We start from the raw sequence: 16,131 nt of genomic DNA, 5'->3' as shown, positions 1-16,131 counted from the left end.
TTATCCCAGTAGTGAGTTATTAAAAAAGTAAAGAGAACTGAATCAAGCGTATAAACATAGGTGATATCGTTATCATAATTAGACTTTATGACACTTTGAAGTTAAAACTTATTTATAAGTTAAGACTACTTGGGGTTGTATGGTCAAGTAATGAAGCGCACATGGTGGATGCCTTGGCAGTCAGAGGCGATGAAAGACGTGACAGCCTGCGATAAGCTTCGGGGAGGCGGCAATATCCTGTGATCCGGAGATTTCTGAATGGGGAAACCCACTTACCATAAGGTAGGTATCTTGTACTTGTACAAGAAGCGAACGAGGGGAAGTGAAACATCTCAGTACCCTTAGGAATAGACATCAAATGAGATTCCCCAAGTAGCGGCGAGCGAACGGGGAGAAGCCGATTAGTGCTAATGTAGAAGAACAGCGTGGGAAAGCTGACCGTAGTAGGTGATAGTCCTGTATTCGAAACATTAGCGTTAACATATTAAGTAGAGCGGGGCACGAGAAATCCTGTTTGAAGATGGGGGGACCATCCTCCAAGGCTAAATACTCCTGACTGACCGATAGTGAACCAGTACCGTGAGGGAAAGGCGAAAAGAACCCCTGTGAGGGGAGTGAAATAGAACCTGAAACCGTGTGCGTACAAGCAGTGGGAGCCTTAATTTATTAGGGTGACCGCGTACCTTTTGTATAATGGGTCAGCGACTTATGTTCTGTAGCAAGGTTAACCGTTTAGGGGAGCCGTAGGGAAACCGAGTCTTAATAGGGCGTTTAGTTGCAGGGCATAGACCCGAAACCGAGTGATCTATCCATGAGCAGGTTGAAAGTGCCGTAACAGGCACCGGAGGACCGAACCCACTGTCGTTGAAAAGCCAGGGGATGACTTGTGGATAGGGGTGAAAGGCTAATCAAACTCGGTGATAGCTGGTTCTCCCCGAAAGCTATTTAGGTAGCGCCTCGGACGAACACCATTGGGGGTAGAGCACTGTTTCGGCTAGGGGGTCATACCGACTTACCAAACCGATGCAAACTCCGAATACCGATGAGTGATATCCGGGAGACACACAGTGGGTGCTAACGTCCATTGTGGAGAGGGAAACAACCCAGACCGCCAGCTAAGGCCCCAAATTCCTAGTTAAGTGGGAAACGAGGTGGGAAGGCATAGACAGCTAGGAGGTTGGCTTAGAAGCAGCCATCCTTTAAAGAAAGCGTAATAGCTCACTAGTCGAGTCGGCCCGCGCGGAAGATGTAACGGGGCTCAAACTAGGAGCCGAAGCTGCGGATTTGAATTTGTTTTCAAGTGGTAGGGGAGCGTTGTGTAAGCCTGTGAAGGTGTGTCGTAAGGCATGCTGGAGGTATCACAAGAGCGAATGCTGACGTGAGTAACGATAATGCGAGTGAAAAGCTCGCACGCCGGAAGATCAAGGGTTCCAGTCCAACGTTAATCGGGGCTGGGTGAGTCGACCCCTAAGGCGAGGCCGAAAGGCGTAGTCGATGGGAAATCGGTTAATATTCCGATACTTGTTTATAATGCGATGGAGGGACGGAGAAGGTTATGTCAGCCTGGCGTTGGTTGTCCAGGTGAAAGGATGTAGGCTTACAACTTAGGTAAATCCGGGTTGTTATATGGCTGAGATCTGATAGCAAGCTGTACTTGTACAGCGAAGTGGCAAATACCATGCTTCCAGGAAAAGCTTCTAAGCAATAGTTATAAACGAATCGTACCCTAAACCGACACAGGTGATCAGGTAGAGAATACCAAGGCGCTTGAGAGAACTCTGCTGAAGGAACTAGGCAAAATGGTACCGTAACTTCGGGAGAAGGTACGCTGTTGATGGTGATAGGACTTGCTCCTTGAGCTGTTGACAGTCGCAGATACCAGGCTGCTGCAACTGTTTATTAAAAACACAGCACTCTGCAAACACGAAAGTGGACGTATAGGGTGTGATGCCTGCCCGGTGCTGGAAGGTTAATTGATGGGGTTAGCGTAAGCGAAGCTCTTGATCGAAGCCCCAGTAAACGGCGGCCGTAACTATAACGGTCCTAAGGTAGCGAAATTCCTTGTCGGGTAAGTTCCGACCTGCACGAATGGCATAATGATGGCAGCGCTGTCTCCAGCAGAGACTCAGTGAAATCGAAATCGCAGTGAAGATGCTGTGTACCCGCGGCTAGACGGAAAGACCCCGTGAACCTTTACTACAGCTTTACATTGAACTTTGACCTGACTTGTGCAGGATAGGTGGGAGGCTTTGAAGCCGAGACGCTAGTCTTGGTGGAGCCAATCTTGAAATACCACCCTGGTCATGTTGGGGTTCTAACTCAGGTATAACAATACCGAGGACAATGTATGGTGGGTAGTTTGACTGGGGCGGTCTCCTCCTAAAGAGTAACGGAGGAGTACGAAGGTGCGCTCAGACCGGTCGGAAATCGGTCGTAGAGTATAAAGGCAAAAGCGCGCTTAACTGCGAGACCCACAAGTCGAGCAGGTACGAAAGTAGGTCTTAGTGATCCGGTGGTTCTGTATGGAAGGGCCATCGCTCAACGGATAAAAGGTACTCTGGGGATAACAGGCTGATACCGCCCAAGAGTTCATATCGACGGCGGTGTTTGGCACCTCGATGTCGGCTCATCTCATCCTAGGGCTGAAGCAGGTCCTAAGGGTATGGCTGTTCGCCATTTAAAGAGGTACGCGAGCTGGGTTTAGAACGTCGTGAGACAGTTCGGTCCCTATCTACCGTGGGCGTTGGAAATTTGAGAGGATCTGCTCCTAGTACGAGAGGACCAGAGTGGACGAACCTCTGGTGTTCGGGTTGTCACGCCAGTGGCATTGCCCGGTAGCTACGTTCGGATGGGATAACCGCTGAAAGCATCTAAGCGGGAAGCCCACCTCAAGATTAGATTTCCCTAAAGAGCCGTTGAAGACTACGACGTTGATAGGCAGGGTGTGGAAGCACAGCGATGTGTGTAGCTAACCTGTACTAATTGCTCGTTTGGCTTGACCATACAACACCCAAGTGGTTTGTATCAAAGCTCTAATTAATCTATCTTGTATAAGCGAAAGCTTATAGAATATATATATTTCGATATCACCTTTAACCTTGATTCAGTTAGGTTACAAGTTGGTCGACCAATAGATAATATCTTGACGTCATAATAACATCAGACTCATATCTAACCCCCTTTGCTGACGACAATAGCGCGATGGCCCCACCTGATCCCTTCCCGAACTCAGAAGTGAAACATCGTTGCGCCAATGGTAGTGTGGTTCGCCCATGTGAGAGTAGGTCATCGTCAGCTCTCTATTCTAAAAAAGAGTCATCCTTAATTGGATGGCTCTTTTTTTTATCTTTTATTCCTAGTGACCTACATAGTAAATCCTATTTGAAGGTGAGCAAGGAATAACGACTGTCTGGGAGACAGTCGTCCGCAGCGCAAGACGGAAGGCTATGCCTGTAGATCTCTTGTGCTGCCTTGAGGAGGAACAAGAGAAACACTGTTTCGCCCGACGCAAGACAAGAGTCAGTGAAAAGTAATATAGACACATCACGCACTGCTGATATCTATTTTTCTTGCTTGCTGTGCCTGCGCAAACAGAGGCTACAAAAAATCGATATCAGCATTATCATAGCGATTTTAGGATATTTTGACTACAAGGCTGTGCTCACAGTTAATATGCTTTGCCCTAATAACGCTCCCGTCGTTCGTCAGCTCTTTATTTCTGAAATATCTCTAATTTATTTAGTAGGAGCTTTCTACGATCTCACATTGGTTTCTTAGGTTGATGTGACCTGTGTAGGAAAACCTGTTTTAAGAGGAAAGATCAATGACTATCCTTAGTGGCCAGAGAGGGGTGCAACTTGTTTCTAGCCTCTAGAATTGACCCTCGCACGTCCCAAACTAAATAGTAATACCGATCTATCCAAGATTCAAAAAGTATAAATATATTTTTTCATCTGTATACATGCTATTTTGTAGTCTATATAGAGAGATTAATTATTCTAACCTTGAAAGGATGAGTAGAGTTTGATCAATGTAAAAGTGATTTATTTCAGTTAGTTATAATAACTATAAAATAAAAGTTAATATTACCTTGACCCTCATCTCAAAGCGCGTATAATGCGTCCCAGTCGGAAGGGAAGCTACTTAAGAAAATGATTTATCATTAATTAAGGGAGCAATTAGTTTAAGAGTTCAGAGCGACTATTTAGATAGTTAATTAGAAGCCTTTAAACTAAATAAAATAACCACTTGACTTACCAAATAAAGCGTCTATAATACGCACCTCATTAAGGCAAAGCAGGAAAGCTTATATGTAAATTACATATAAATAACCTGACTAACTTACTGAAACAAATTATAAAAAAGCTTGACAATCCCAATCATTATGATAAGATAGTCGGCTCGCTAGATAGCTTAACCCGCAAGGGATTAGAGCTAAATGGTGAAAGAGACACCCTATATAATCACCTACTGGACGACAGTAGATGAACACTATTTAAAAGCATAACTAAAGAACAACTTGTGTGGATTTTTGCTGATTCAGAATGCTAAAAAATAAAGTTGACTATCTTTTCTTTTCGGAGAGATTATTAACTATAAAAATTATCATTTAAGACAGCAGAAAAACTCAAAGTTAATTCATTACGAACATAATTTTTAGCGATTTTGCCAGATTAGATGAGCCAAGTTTAGTAGCCTCTTTAAAGGGTTACATAGCAAGATTAAACTGAAGAGTTTGATCATGGCTCAGATTGAACGCTGGCGGCAGGCTTAACACATGCAAGTCGAGCGGAAACGATGGTAGCTTGCTACCAGGCGTCGAGCGGCGGACGGGTGAGTAATACTTAGGAATCTACCTAGTAGTGGGGGATAGCTCGGGGAAACTCGAATTAATACCGCATACGACCTACGGGAGAAAGGGGGCAGTTTACTGCTCTCGCTATTAGATGAGCCTAAGTCGGATTAGCTAGATGGTGGGGTAAAGGCCTACCATGGCGACGATCTGTAGCTGGTCTGAGAGGATGATCAGCCACACCGGGACTGAGACACGGCCCGGACTCCTACGGGAGGCAGCAGTGGGGAATATTGGACAATGGGGGAAACCCTGATCCAGCCATGCCGCGTGTGTGAAGAAGGCCTTTTGGTTGTAAAGCACTTTAAGCAGTGAAGAAGACTCCGTGGTTAATACCCACGGACGATGACATTAGCTGCAGAATAAGCACCGGCTAACTCTGTGCCAGCAGCCGCGGTAATACAGAGGGTGCAAGCGTTAATCGGAATTACTGGGCGTAAAGGGAGCGTAGGTGGCTCGATAAGTCAGATGTGAAATCCCCGGGCTCAACCTGGGAACTGCATCTGATACTGTTGAGCTAGAGTATGTGAGAGGAAGGTAGAATTCCAGGTGTAGCGGTGAAATGCGTAGAGATCTGGAGGAATACCGATGGCGAAGGCAGCCTTCTGGCATAATACTGACACTGAGGCTCGAAAGCGTGGGTAGCAAACAGGATTAGATACCCTGGTAGTCCACGCCGTAAACGATGTCTACTAGTCGTTGGGTCCCTTGAGGACTTAGTGACGCAGCTAACGCAATAAGTAGACCGCCTGGGGAGTACGGCCGCAAGGTTAAAACTCAAATGAATTGACGGGGGCCCGCACAAGCGGTGGAGCATGTGGTTTAATTCGATGCAACGCGAAGAACCTTACCTGGTCTTGACATATCTAGAATCCTGCAGAGATGCGGGAGTGCCTTCGGGAATTAGAATACAGGTGCTGCATGGCTGTCGTCAGCTCGTGTCGTGAGATGTTGGGTTAAGTCCCGCAACGAGCGCAACCCTTGTCCTTAGTTACCAGCGGGTTAAGCCGGGAACTCTAAGGATACTGCCAGTGACAAACTGGAGGAAGGCGGGGACGACGTCAAGTCATCATGGCCCTTACGACCAGGGCTACACACGTGCTACAATGGTAGGTACAGAGGGCAGCTACACAGCGATGTGATGCGAATCTCAAAAAGCCTATCGTAGTCCAGATTGGAGTCTGCAACTCGACTCCATGAAGTAGGAATCGCTAGTAATCGCGGATCAGAATGCCGCGGTGAATACGTTCCCGGGCCTTGTACACACCGCCCGTCACACCATGGGAGTTGATTGCACCAGAAGTGGATAGCTTAACCTTCGGGGGAGCGTTCACCACGGTGTGGTTGATGACTGGGGTGAAGTCGTAACAAGGTAGCCGTAGGGGAACCTGCGGCTGGATCACCTCCTTATAGATGGCATTCGGTCAGCAAGAATTCACAACAAGTTGTTCTTTAGTTTAGCTAGTATTTATTATTAGCGCTTTGCCTTGACAGGCAGACACAGGCCTGTAGCTCAGCTGGTTAGAGCACCGTGTTGATAACGCGGGGGTCGGCAGTTCAAGTCTGCCCAGGCCTACCATTTATTTTACGGGGCCATAGCTCAGTTGGTAGAGCGCCTGCCTTGCACGCAGGAGGTCAACGGTTCGACTCCGTTTGGCTCCACCATAATAAATACGATAGTAGATATATTAAACAAGCATAAACAGAAAAAAATAATTCAGATATTACATCATACGATTATTTCTTTCTGTTTTATACAGAACTTATGACTCGACGAGAGCGTAAGAACTATTTAAAAACATAGATATGAGTCTGGGTTAGAGTGGCGTGTTCACGCGACACTCTAACCTTAGTAACCGACCTCTTAACGACATCAGTTGTTATCCCAGGGGTTGGTTACTAAAAAAGTAAAGAGAACTGAATCAAGCGTATAAACATAGGTGATATCGTTATCATAATTAGACTTTATGACACTTTGAAGTTAAAACTTATTTATAAGTTAAGACTACTTGGGGTTGTATGGTCAAGTAATGAAGCGCACATGGTGGATGCCTTGGCAGTCAGAGGCGATGAAAGACGTGACAGCCTGCGATAAGCTTCGGGGAGGCGGCAATATCCTGTGATCCGGAGATTTCTGAATGGGGAAACCCACTTACCATAAGGTAGGTATCTTGTACTTGTACAAGAAGCGAACGAGGGGAAGTGAAACATCTCAGTACCCTTAGGAATAGACATCAAATGAGATTCCCCAAGTAGCGGCGAGCGAACGGGGAGAAGCCGATTAATGCTAATGTAGAAGAACAGCGTGGGAAAGCTGACCGTAGTAGGTGATAGTCCTGTATTCGAAACATTAGCGTTAACATATTAAGTAGAGCGGGGCACGAGAAATCCTGTTTGAAGATGGGGGGACCATCCTCCAAGGCTAAATACTCCTGACTGACCGATAGTGAACCAGTACCGTGAGGGAAAGGCGAAAAGAACCCCTGTGAGGGGAGTGAAATAGAACCTGAAACCGTGTGCGTACAAGCAGTGGGAGCCTTAATTTATTAGGGTGACCGCGTACCTTTTGTATAATGGGTCAGCGACTTATGTTCTGTAGCAAGGTTAACCGTTTAGGGGAGCCGTAGGGAAACCGAGTCTTAATAGGGCGTTTAGTTGCAGGGCATAGACCCGAAACCGAGTGATCTATCCATGAGCAGGTTGAAAGTGCCGTAACAGGCACCGGAGGACCGAACCCACTGTCGTTGAAAAGCCAGGGGATGACTTGTGGATAGGGGTGAAAGGCTAATCAAACTCGGTGATAGCTGGTTCTCCCCGAAAGCTATTTAGGTAGCGCCTCGGACGAACACCATTGGGGGTAGAGCACTGTTTCGGCTAGGGGGTCATACCGACTTACCAAACCGATGCAAACTCCGAATACCGATGAGTGATATCCGGGAGACACACAGTGGGTGCTAACGTCCATTGTGGAGAGGGAAACAACCCAGACCGCCAGCTAAGGCCCCAAATTCCTAGTTAAGTGGGAAACGAGGTGGGAAGGCATAGACAGCTAGGAGGTTGGCTTAGAAGCAGCCATCCTTTAAAGAAAGCGTAATAGCTCACTAGTCGAGTCGGCCCGCGCGGAAGATGTAACGGGGCTCAAACTAGGAGCCGAAGCTGCGGATTTGAATTTGTTTTCAAGTGGTAGGGGAGCGTTGTGTAAGCCTGTGAAGGTGTGTCGTAAGGCATGCTGGAGGTATCACAAGAGCGAATGCTGACGTGAGTAACGATAATGCGAGTGAAAAGCTCGCACGCCGGAAGATCAAGGGTTCCAGTCCAACGTTAATCGGGGCTGGGTGAGTCGACCCCTAAGGCGAGGCCGAAAGGCGTAGTCGATGGGAAATCGGTTAATATTCCGATACTTGTTTATAATGCGATGGAGGGACGGAGAAGGTTATGTCAGCCTGGCGTTGGTTGTCCAGGTGAAAGGATGTAGGCTTACAACTTAGGTAAATCCGGGTTGTTATATGGCTGAGATCTGATAGCAAGCTGTACTTGTACAGCGAAGTGGCAAATACCATGCTTCCAGGAAAAGCTTCTAAGCAATAGTTATAAACGAATCGTACCCTAAACCGACACAGGTGATCAGGTAGAGAATACCAAGGCGCTTGAGAGAACTCTGCTGAAGGAACTAGGCAAAATGGTACCGTAACTTCGGGAGAAGGTACGCTGTTGATGGTGATAGGACTTGCTCCTTGAGCTGTTGACAGTCGCAGATACCAGGCTGCTGCAACTGTTTATTAAAAACACAGCACTCTGCAAACACGAAAGTGGACGTATAGGGTGTGATGCCTGCCCGGTGCTGGAAGGTTAATTGATGGGGTTAGCGTAAGCGAAGCTCTTGATCGAAGCCCCAGTAAACGGCGGCCGTAACTATAACGGTCCTAAGGTAGCGAAATTCCTTGTCGGGTAAGTTCCGACCTGCACGAATGGCATAATGATGGCAGCGCTGTCTCCAGCAGAGACTCAGTGAAATCGAAATCGCAGTGAAGATGCTGTGTACCCGCGGCTAGACGGAAAGACCCCGTGAACCTTTACTACAGCTTTACATTGAACTTTGACCTGACTTGTGCAGGATAGGTGGGAGGCTTTGAAGCCGAGACGCTAGTCTTGGTGGAGCCAATCTTGAAATACCACCCTGGTCATGTTGGGGTTCTAACTCAGGTATAACAATACCGAGGACAATGTATGGTGGGTAGTTTGACTGGGGCGGTCTCCTCCTAAAGAGTAACGGAGGAGTACGAAGGTGCGCTCAGACCGGTCGGAAATCGGTCGTAGAGTATAAAGGCAAAAGCGCGCTTAACTGCGAGACCCACAAGTCGAGCAGGTACGAAAGTAGGTCTTAGTGATCCGGTGGTTCTGTATGGAAGGGCCATCGCTCAACGGATAAAAGGTACTCTGGGGATAACAGGCTGATACCGCCCAAGAGTTCATATCGACGGCGGTGTTTGGCACCTCGATGTCGGCTCATCTCATCCTAGGGCTGAAGCAGGTCCTAAGGGTATGGCTGTTCGCCATTTAAAGAGGTACGCGAGCTGGGTTTAGAACGTCGTGAGACAGTTCGGTCCCTATCTACCGTGGGCGTTGGAAATTTGAGAGGATCTGCTCCTAGTACGAGAGGACCAGAGTGGACGAACCTCTGGTGTTCGGGTTGTCACGCCAGTGGCATTGCCCGGTAGCTACGTTCGGATGGGATAACCGCTGAAAGCATCTAAGCGGGAAGCCCACCTCAAGATTAGATTTCCCTAAAGAGCCGTTGAAGACTACGACGTTGATAGGCAGGGTGTGGAAGCACAGCGATGTGTGTAGCTAACCTGTACTAATTGCTCGTTTGGCTTGACCATACAACACCCAAGTGGTTTGTATCAAAGCTCTAATTAATCTATCTTGTATAAGCGAAAGCTTATAGAATATATATATTTCGATATCACCTTTAACCTTGATTCAGTTAGGTTACAAGTTGGTCGACCAATAGATAATATCTTGACGTCATAATAACATCAGACTCATATCTAACCCCCTTTGCTGACGACAATAGCGCGATGGCCCCACCTGATCCCTTCCCGAACTCAGAAGTGAAACATCGTTGCGCCAATGGTAGTGTGGTTCGCCCATGTGAGAGTAGGTCATCGTCAGCTCTCTATACTTGAAAAGCCCCTTAATACTAGCGTATTAAGGGGCTTTTCTTTGTGCGTGGGTTTGAGATTTTATTGACGTTCATCATGCCGTAATTTATATACAGATTAAAGCTGAAATCTGCTCGAGATATTGATTCTATGCAGCTGTAAAAGAGTGCGTGATATAGATTTCATTGGTATATTATTGATTGTTATATTGCTGTTAAATATACATGATAATAAATTTTTAGATATTTATGGAGTATTGCTTGGATTTAGTATTAATAATAGCTACCTTACTAGGCGGTATTACTGCTATTTGGTTTCTATACGATAAAAGTACATCCATATTAGCTTGGTTTAAATTAAGTGAAAATAATGTTTCTGACCCAACGATTCTTAGCATTTCAGATAATGATTTCGGTTTCCTTGAATCCAATTTAAAACTACTCACTGGAGTAGGTTATGTGCCTAAAAATAACTCTGAGACAGAAGCCTGCATCTCTTTATTAAATCAAAGAATATTAAAAAAATCGTCCTCTGATAAATTCAAGTTGACTCGTGTCGGTAAAAAAATGTTTTACCAAAAATAGAGAATCCCAATAAATTTATTAAATAGAATCAAAATGCTATCAGTGTTCGTTATTTTTATCTTTTATCTAACCATTCTGTTGCGTTCAACAAAGCTTAATATTTGTAGGAGTATAAACTCATCATTGAATTTTTAAAAAGTTATGTCTTCTTAGCTCCATATGTAACTGCTTTAGGAGTTATGGTTGCTATATATCAAGTTCGGAAAAATACAGAGCAATCTATAACAGCTTTTGAGGATTCTATTTCTAAAGAGTATCGAGATATATCTAACAATATCCCATATAACGCACTCATAGGGAAAACTTTAACTGGTGAAGAAATCACTCAAGCTTCAAATGTAATATATAACTATATAGATTTCTGTAACGAACAAATATTTCTACGTAGAACAGGTAGAGTAAGAGAGGATACTTGGAACAATTGGCAAAAAGGTATGAGTATTAACTTTTCACTGCCTATATTTATATATATATCTGAAGAAGTGTTTAAAGAATTACCTGATTCGTTTACAGGACTAAAAAGAGTTATGTCTGAAAACTATAGTACTGATCCAAAAAATTGGTAAGAGAGCTGATGAAAAGTCCAAAGTACAAATGATGTTTGACCTTTAACCTTTTAAAACAACTCACCAATCTCAATCACTTCTTCAAAATCAAATCCTAGCTGTTCGCCTTTACGCTGTTTCATTTGTTCGATACGTTGCTTGCGTCCAGCGACGAGCCGTAATACCTCACGGCGCTGCTCAGTCGTCATGTCATGCCATAACTGCCGCTCAGGACGACTGCGCAGGCAACCAAAGCAATAGCCTTTTTTATTGCTCGTGCACACACCAATACACGGATTGGCAATCTCGAACAGCTCAAACTGTTGATTCATGGCGGCTCCATCGCACTTATCGTTATTCCCTTAACTTGTCTTATCTTATTTTGAAACACTATTATGTCGTAAATAACGAATAATAGTGTGCCGCTTTATTGTTACTGTTTTTGGCGAGGCAATGCTATGCTTAGCTTTTATAGCATATATAAAGTCATCATAACAAAATTAATAAGTGAGATTGTACGTGAACATTATTTATATTCATGGATTGGATAGTGATGCCAACTCGACCAAAGGCATATTATTAGAAAGCTATGGCCAGCAGCATCATGCTGATATTAACGTATATCGCCCTGATCTTAACAGCGCCCCTGAGCAAGTGTTTGAGCAACTAGTTAAATTGGTAACCGAACTCAATAAAGAAGACAAAACTGTACTGATTGGCAGCTCGTTAGGAGGCTATTTTTCTACCTTGGTGAGTAATCATACAGGTTGCCCCGCACTATTGCTAAACCCTAGCACTCAGCCTCATGTTACTCTACAGCGTTTTTCTGACATCTCAGTATCAAATAAAAAAAGCAGTGACGAGTTATCTCATAGTAATGTCCTGCATACGACCGCTGGCGGTTGGGAAATAACCCCTGCAGATTTACAATGGTTTGCAGATCATCAATTGGTATCCATTAATTATCCGAATAAAATTGAGGTCTTGCTAAAAGAAGATGACGAGCTGCTAAGTGCTGAGCTATCAAAAGACTTTTATCAAACGCAGGGAGCGACGGTAACTGTGCAAGCGGGTGGCGATCATAGATTTACGGATTTTGGTGAGCAATTACCGATGGTGATAGATATGCTACAGCGTTTGTTATCGACTTAAAGAGACGACATTATCTGACGTGAGCGATAGACTATTGGCCTTAACATCGCTATTTTTCGTTATAATGGTTCAATAGAATGAATGATCTGTGAATATTAAGGGAAGCATTTGTGAGTGAATATAATGCGCAATCGTTAGAAGTTTTAGAAGGGCTTGAGCCGGTACGTCGTCGTCCCGGTATGTATACGGATACCACGCGCCCCAACCACTTGGCACAAGAGGTGATTGATAACTCAGTGGATGAGGCATTGGCGGGTTATGCTAAAACCATCAAAGTTCAATTGTATAGTGATGGCTCGCTGTCAGTTGAGGATGACGGGCGCGGTATGCCGACCGATATCCATCCTGAGTTTAAACAGTCAGGGATTGAGCTGATTTTGACCCGCTTACATGCTGGTGGTAAGTTTTCGACCTCTAATTATGAAGTTTCAGGTGGTCTGCATGGCGTTGGTATCTCGGTCGTCAATGCGCTATCCACGCGAGTGGAAGTCACCGTATGGCGTGATAGTACCCAGTTTGAAATGGTCTTTGAAAATGGTGCACCAGTTACGCCTTTGACGGAAACGATCAGCTCAAACAAGCGTAAACGCGGTACTAAAGTACATTTTTGGGCAGATGGTAGTTTCTTCGATACGCCAAAATTTAATGTTAAACAACTCAAGCACAATCTAAAAGCCAAAGCGGTGTTGGCCGCGGGTTTGACGATTGAGTTCGTCGATGATATTAATAATGAAAAAGTTGTCTGGCAGTTTGCTGATGGCGTCGTTGAATATTTAAACGAACAGTTAGATGGGCTTGAGACGTTGCCTGAAGCACCGTTCTATTATAATTACGATGCGAAAGCGGGCGAACGTGCCGCCATTACCTTTGCCTTGTCTTGGTTGCCAGATGGGGGTACGCCCATTCAAGAAAGCTATGTGAACCTTATCCCGACGGCTCAGGGGGGCACGCATGTTAATGGTCTGCGCACAGGTATTTTAGAGGCCTTACGTGAGTTCTGTGATATTCATAACTTATTGCCGCGTAGTGTCAAGCTGACCGCAGAAGATGTATGGGATGGGGTCAATTATATCCTGTCGCTTAAGTTTTCTGAACCGCAGTTTTCAGGGCAAACCAAAGAGCGTTTATCGAGTCGAGAAGCCGCTGGCGCAGTACAGACATTGGCAAAAGATGCCTTTAGTTTGTGGTTAAATCAGCATGCCGATATGGGTGCTCAGATCGCCGAGTTGGCGATTAATAAAGCAGGACGTCGCCTAAAATCTGCCAAAAAAGTCGCGCGTAAAAAGATTACTCAAGGTCCTGCCTTACCGGGTAAATTGGCTGATTGCCGTGGTGATTTACGTGATGGTGCAGAGTTATTTTTGGTGGAAGGAGATTCGGCGGGCGGTAGTGCCAAACAGGCACGAGATCGTCATTATCAGGCTATATTGCCACTGCGCGGTAAGATTCTAAATACATGGGAAGTATCCTCAGATACCGTGCTGTCGAGCCAAGAGATCCATGATATCGCCATCGCTATCGGTGTCGATCCAGCGTCAGACGATTTGTCCGAATTACGCTACGATAAAGTATGTATTTTAGCGGATGCGGATTCTGATGGTCTGCATATTGCCACCTTGATTTGCGCGTTGTTCGTTAAGCATTTTCCAGCGTTGGTTGATGCAGGACATCTATTTGTCGCCATGCCTCCGTTATATCGCGTGGATGTCGGTAAAGACGTACATTATGCGTTAGATGAGCCTGAGCTTGCCCATATTTTGGCTAATGTACCGGGTAATAAAAAAGCACAAATTACCCGCTTTAAAGGGCTGGGAGAGATGAGTGCAGAGCAGCTACGTGAGACGACCATGAATCGTGATACCCGCCGCTTAGTCCAGCTAGACATGGACGACATGGTATTAACCAATAGTGTGATGGATATGCTGCTCGCTAAGAAACGCTCTGCTGATCGTAAGACTTGGCTTGAGGACAAAGGTAACTTGGCTGATATCTCATAAACTATAGTAACAACGAGTATTAGGTAGGCTGATGCTCGCTGTAGGATTGAGTAAGAGACAGCACGATAAAAGATTATAAAAGGCAATTTAGTGGCATAAGGTTAATGTTATTATGTTGATATCTTTTATTATCTGGTGCCGTTATGACATCGAAATTTAGCCATCGCTCTAAAACTGTTACTTCTCAGTCTGTACGCTCTAAAATTTTACCAAAACTCGGCAAAAAAGATTTGGGTGACTTAATTCCCAAACGCGGCGGTACTATTACGCCTGTTATCGGTGCGCGTTTGTTAAAAGTATTAGGCTGGCGTACCGTCGGCGATATCCCAAATGTGTCGCAAGCAGTCGTCTTGGCTTTGCCGCATACTTCTTATTTGGATGGTCTCTATGCTTTGCCCGGTTTGTTTGCTATTGATTTAAAAGTTAGCATTATGGGTAAGCACACACTATTCAAAGTCCCAGTACTGTCACAGATATTACTATGGTTGGGTATTATTCCCATCGATCGTGGCAATAAGGGCTCAGTGCTACAAGCAAGTATTGCTAAGTTTAAGACTGGTGAGCCGCTGTTTTTGGGGCTATCTCCAGAAGGCACTCGCGATTATAGAAAAGAGTGGAAAACCGGTTTTTATTATTTAGCCTTGGGCGCTGATGTTCCTATTTTGCCAGTGGCATTGGATTATAAAACCAAAGAAATACGTTTTTTGACCGCTGTCTATCCTACTGGAGATATCGAGGCTGACTTGCCAAAAATCTATGCTCAATATAAAGGCGTATTACCAAAATATCCTGAGCGCTTGTCGCAGCCACTACAGGATGTTAATCAATCAGCCGATTAGATATGTCTTGCGAATATGAGTATTTAAGCCTCTTAGGGATGGCTAGCAAAATACTCATATTCAATTACAAAGAGAGCAATAGCTAAAACTGAGGCTGACCGTTAGAAGCACTAACCCCGCCGTCCACCGCAAGATTGACGCCAGTAATCATCGACGCATCGTCACTTGCCAAAAAAGTAATGGCAGCGGCAATGTCCTCTGGCGTGGCCAAACGACCAAGTGGACAACGATCTAAGAATTTATCGGTCTTGGCATCATTATCTTGAATGGCACTGGTCATGTTTGTCTTAGTCACGCTCGGATTAACCGCGTTGACACGTACCCCATCAGGACCATGATCTAAAGCCAGCGTCCGTGTTAGATTGCTAACGCCAGCTTTGGCGGCATTGTAAGCTGCCATATTCCAATCACCGCCGACCCCTGACAATGATGAGACATTGACGATATTACCTTTGGTTGCTATCAAGTGCGGCATGGCTGCCTGACAGACATAAAAAGTACCATTTAAATTCACATCAATCGCTGACTTCCAGTCTTCAGCCGTTAGCTCAGTAATTTTACCTTGAGTGGCTTTGCCCGCATTGTTGACCAAAACATCGATTTTTTCAAACTTATCGATGGCTCTTTTAATCATTTCTTGTACTTGGCTCTGCACACTAATATCACAGGTAATGGTCATATAATTATCGGTATGAATCCAAGTGCGATCTGTCGGAAACTCCTTAGCGGTTTCTGCCAAACTATCAGCTGTACGTCCTACTAAAACGACGCTAGCGCCTTCTTGAGCAAAACGAATGGCAGTTGCGCGACCGATACCTGAGCCGGCCCCTGTGACGATGACGGTTTTTTCTTTAAAACGTTTCATGATGTTCAGTCCTTGTTATCATATGCAGATAATAGTCACTACATAAAAAATGAGTAAGCAAACCCTAAGTGGTGGGTGAGTTATAAATCGATGCATCAGCTTTGCTGCTTTTATGTCATCATAACAAGTCAT

At 45.0% G+C, this 16,131-nt stretch carries 7 protein-coding genes, 2 tRNA genes and 5 rRNA genes; 12 read left to right on the top strand and 2 right to left on the bottom strand.

All coding sequences use genetic code 11. From position 1 onward, the window contains the following. Positions 1-141: 141 nt before the first annotated feature. The 9 genes from ACSUPM_RS13550 (at position 142) to ACSUPM_RS13510 (ending at position 11,167) form a co-directional block, all read left to right on the top strand. Positions 142-3,003 (top strand): 23S ribosomal RNA (locus tag ACSUPM_RS13550). Positions 3,004-3,183: 180 nt separating this feature from the next. Further along, positions 3,184-3,297 (top strand): 5S ribosomal RNA (gene rrf / locus ACSUPM_RS13545). Between the two features lie 1,426 nt (positions 3,298-4,723). Then, positions 4,724-6,262: ribosomal RNA gene (locus ACSUPM_RS13540) — 16S ribosomal RNA — on the top strand. A gap of 92 nt (positions 6,263-6,354) precedes the next feature. Beyond that, positions 6,355-6,431 (top strand) — tRNA-Ile (locus ACSUPM_RS13535). 10 nt (positions 6,432-6,441) lie between these two features. Then, positions 6,442-6,517, top strand: a tRNA-Ala gene (locus ACSUPM_RS13530). A 356-nt stretch (positions 6,518-6,873) separates the two neighbouring features. Beyond that, positions 6,874-9,735, top strand: a 23S ribosomal RNA gene (locus ACSUPM_RS13525). Between the two features lie 180 nt (positions 9,736-9,915). Continuing rightward, a 5S ribosomal RNA gene (gene rrf / locus ACSUPM_RS13520) occupies positions 9,916-10,029 on the top strand. Together the 16S, 23S and 5S rRNA genes with 2 tRNA genes alongside form the textbook arrangement of a ribosomal RNA operon. 248 nt (positions 10,030-10,277) lie before the next feature. Then, the gene (locus tag ACSUPM_RS13515) at positions 10,278-10,601 is read left to right on the top strand and encodes a hypothetical protein (protein ID WP_025653175.1); all 324 of its coding nucleotides are present in this window, start codon (positions 10,278-10,280) and stop codon (positions 10,599-10,601) included. Positions 10,602-10,780: 179 nt separating this feature from the next. Then, positions 10,781-11,167 (top strand): hypothetical protein, encoded by a 387-nt coding sequence (locus ACSUPM_RS13510; protein WP_025653176.1) that lies wholly within the window; start codon positions 10,781-10,783, stop codon positions 11,165-11,167. 50 nt (positions 11,168-11,217) lie between these two features. Here the strand turns inward: ACSUPM_RS13510 and ACSUPM_RS13505 are convergent, their stop codons facing one another. Beyond that, positions 11,218-11,478, bottom strand: a complete 261-nt coding sequence (locus tag ACSUPM_RS13505; RefSeq protein WP_173240416.1) for a DUF1289 domain-containing protein — start codon at positions 11,476-11,478, stop codon at positions 11,218-11,220. Positions 11,479-11,665: 187 nt separating this feature from the next. On the opposite strand from ACSUPM_RS13505, the gene ACSUPM_RS13500 reads away from it, so the two are divergent. The 3 genes from ACSUPM_RS13500 (at position 11,666) to ACSUPM_RS13490 (ending at position 15,134) form a co-directional block, all read left to right on the top strand. Then, positions 11,666-12,298 (top strand): YqiA/YcfP family alpha/beta fold hydrolase, encoded by a 633-nt coding sequence (locus ACSUPM_RS13500; RefSeq protein WP_025653178.1) that lies wholly within the window; start codon positions 11,666-11,668, stop codon positions 12,296-12,298. Between the two features lie 110 nt (positions 12,299-12,408). After that, complete coding sequence (gene parE / locus ACSUPM_RS13495) at positions 12,409-14,295, top strand: DNA topoisomerase IV subunit B (protein WP_201567161.1); 1,887 nt, start codon at positions 12,409-12,411, stop codon at positions 14,293-14,295. A 143-nt stretch (positions 14,296-14,438) separates the two neighbouring features. Then, positions 14,439-15,134, top strand: coding sequence for a lysophospholipid acyltransferase family protein (locus tag ACSUPM_RS13490; RefSeq protein WP_201567163.1), 696 nt, complete (start codon positions 14,439-14,441; stop codon positions 15,132-15,134). 82 nt (positions 15,135-15,216) lie between these two features. Here ACSUPM_RS13490 and ACSUPM_RS13485 read toward each other — a convergent pair whose 3' ends face one another. After that, positions 15,217-15,999, bottom strand: a complete 783-nt coding sequence (locus ACSUPM_RS13485; RefSeq protein ID WP_025653181.1) for an SDR family NAD(P)-dependent oxidoreductase — start codon at positions 15,997-15,999, stop codon at positions 15,217-15,219. Positions 16,000-16,131 lie beyond the last annotated feature (132 nt).

This window comes from Psychrobacter okhotskensis (assembly GCF_965638355.1).
Taxonomy (GTDB): domain Bacteria; phylum Pseudomonadota; class Gammaproteobacteria; order Pseudomonadales; family Moraxellaceae; genus Psychrobacter; species Psychrobacter okhotskensis.
Note: the sequence above shows the minus strand (reverse complement) of the source record. Positions and strands in the feature narration are given on the sequence as shown.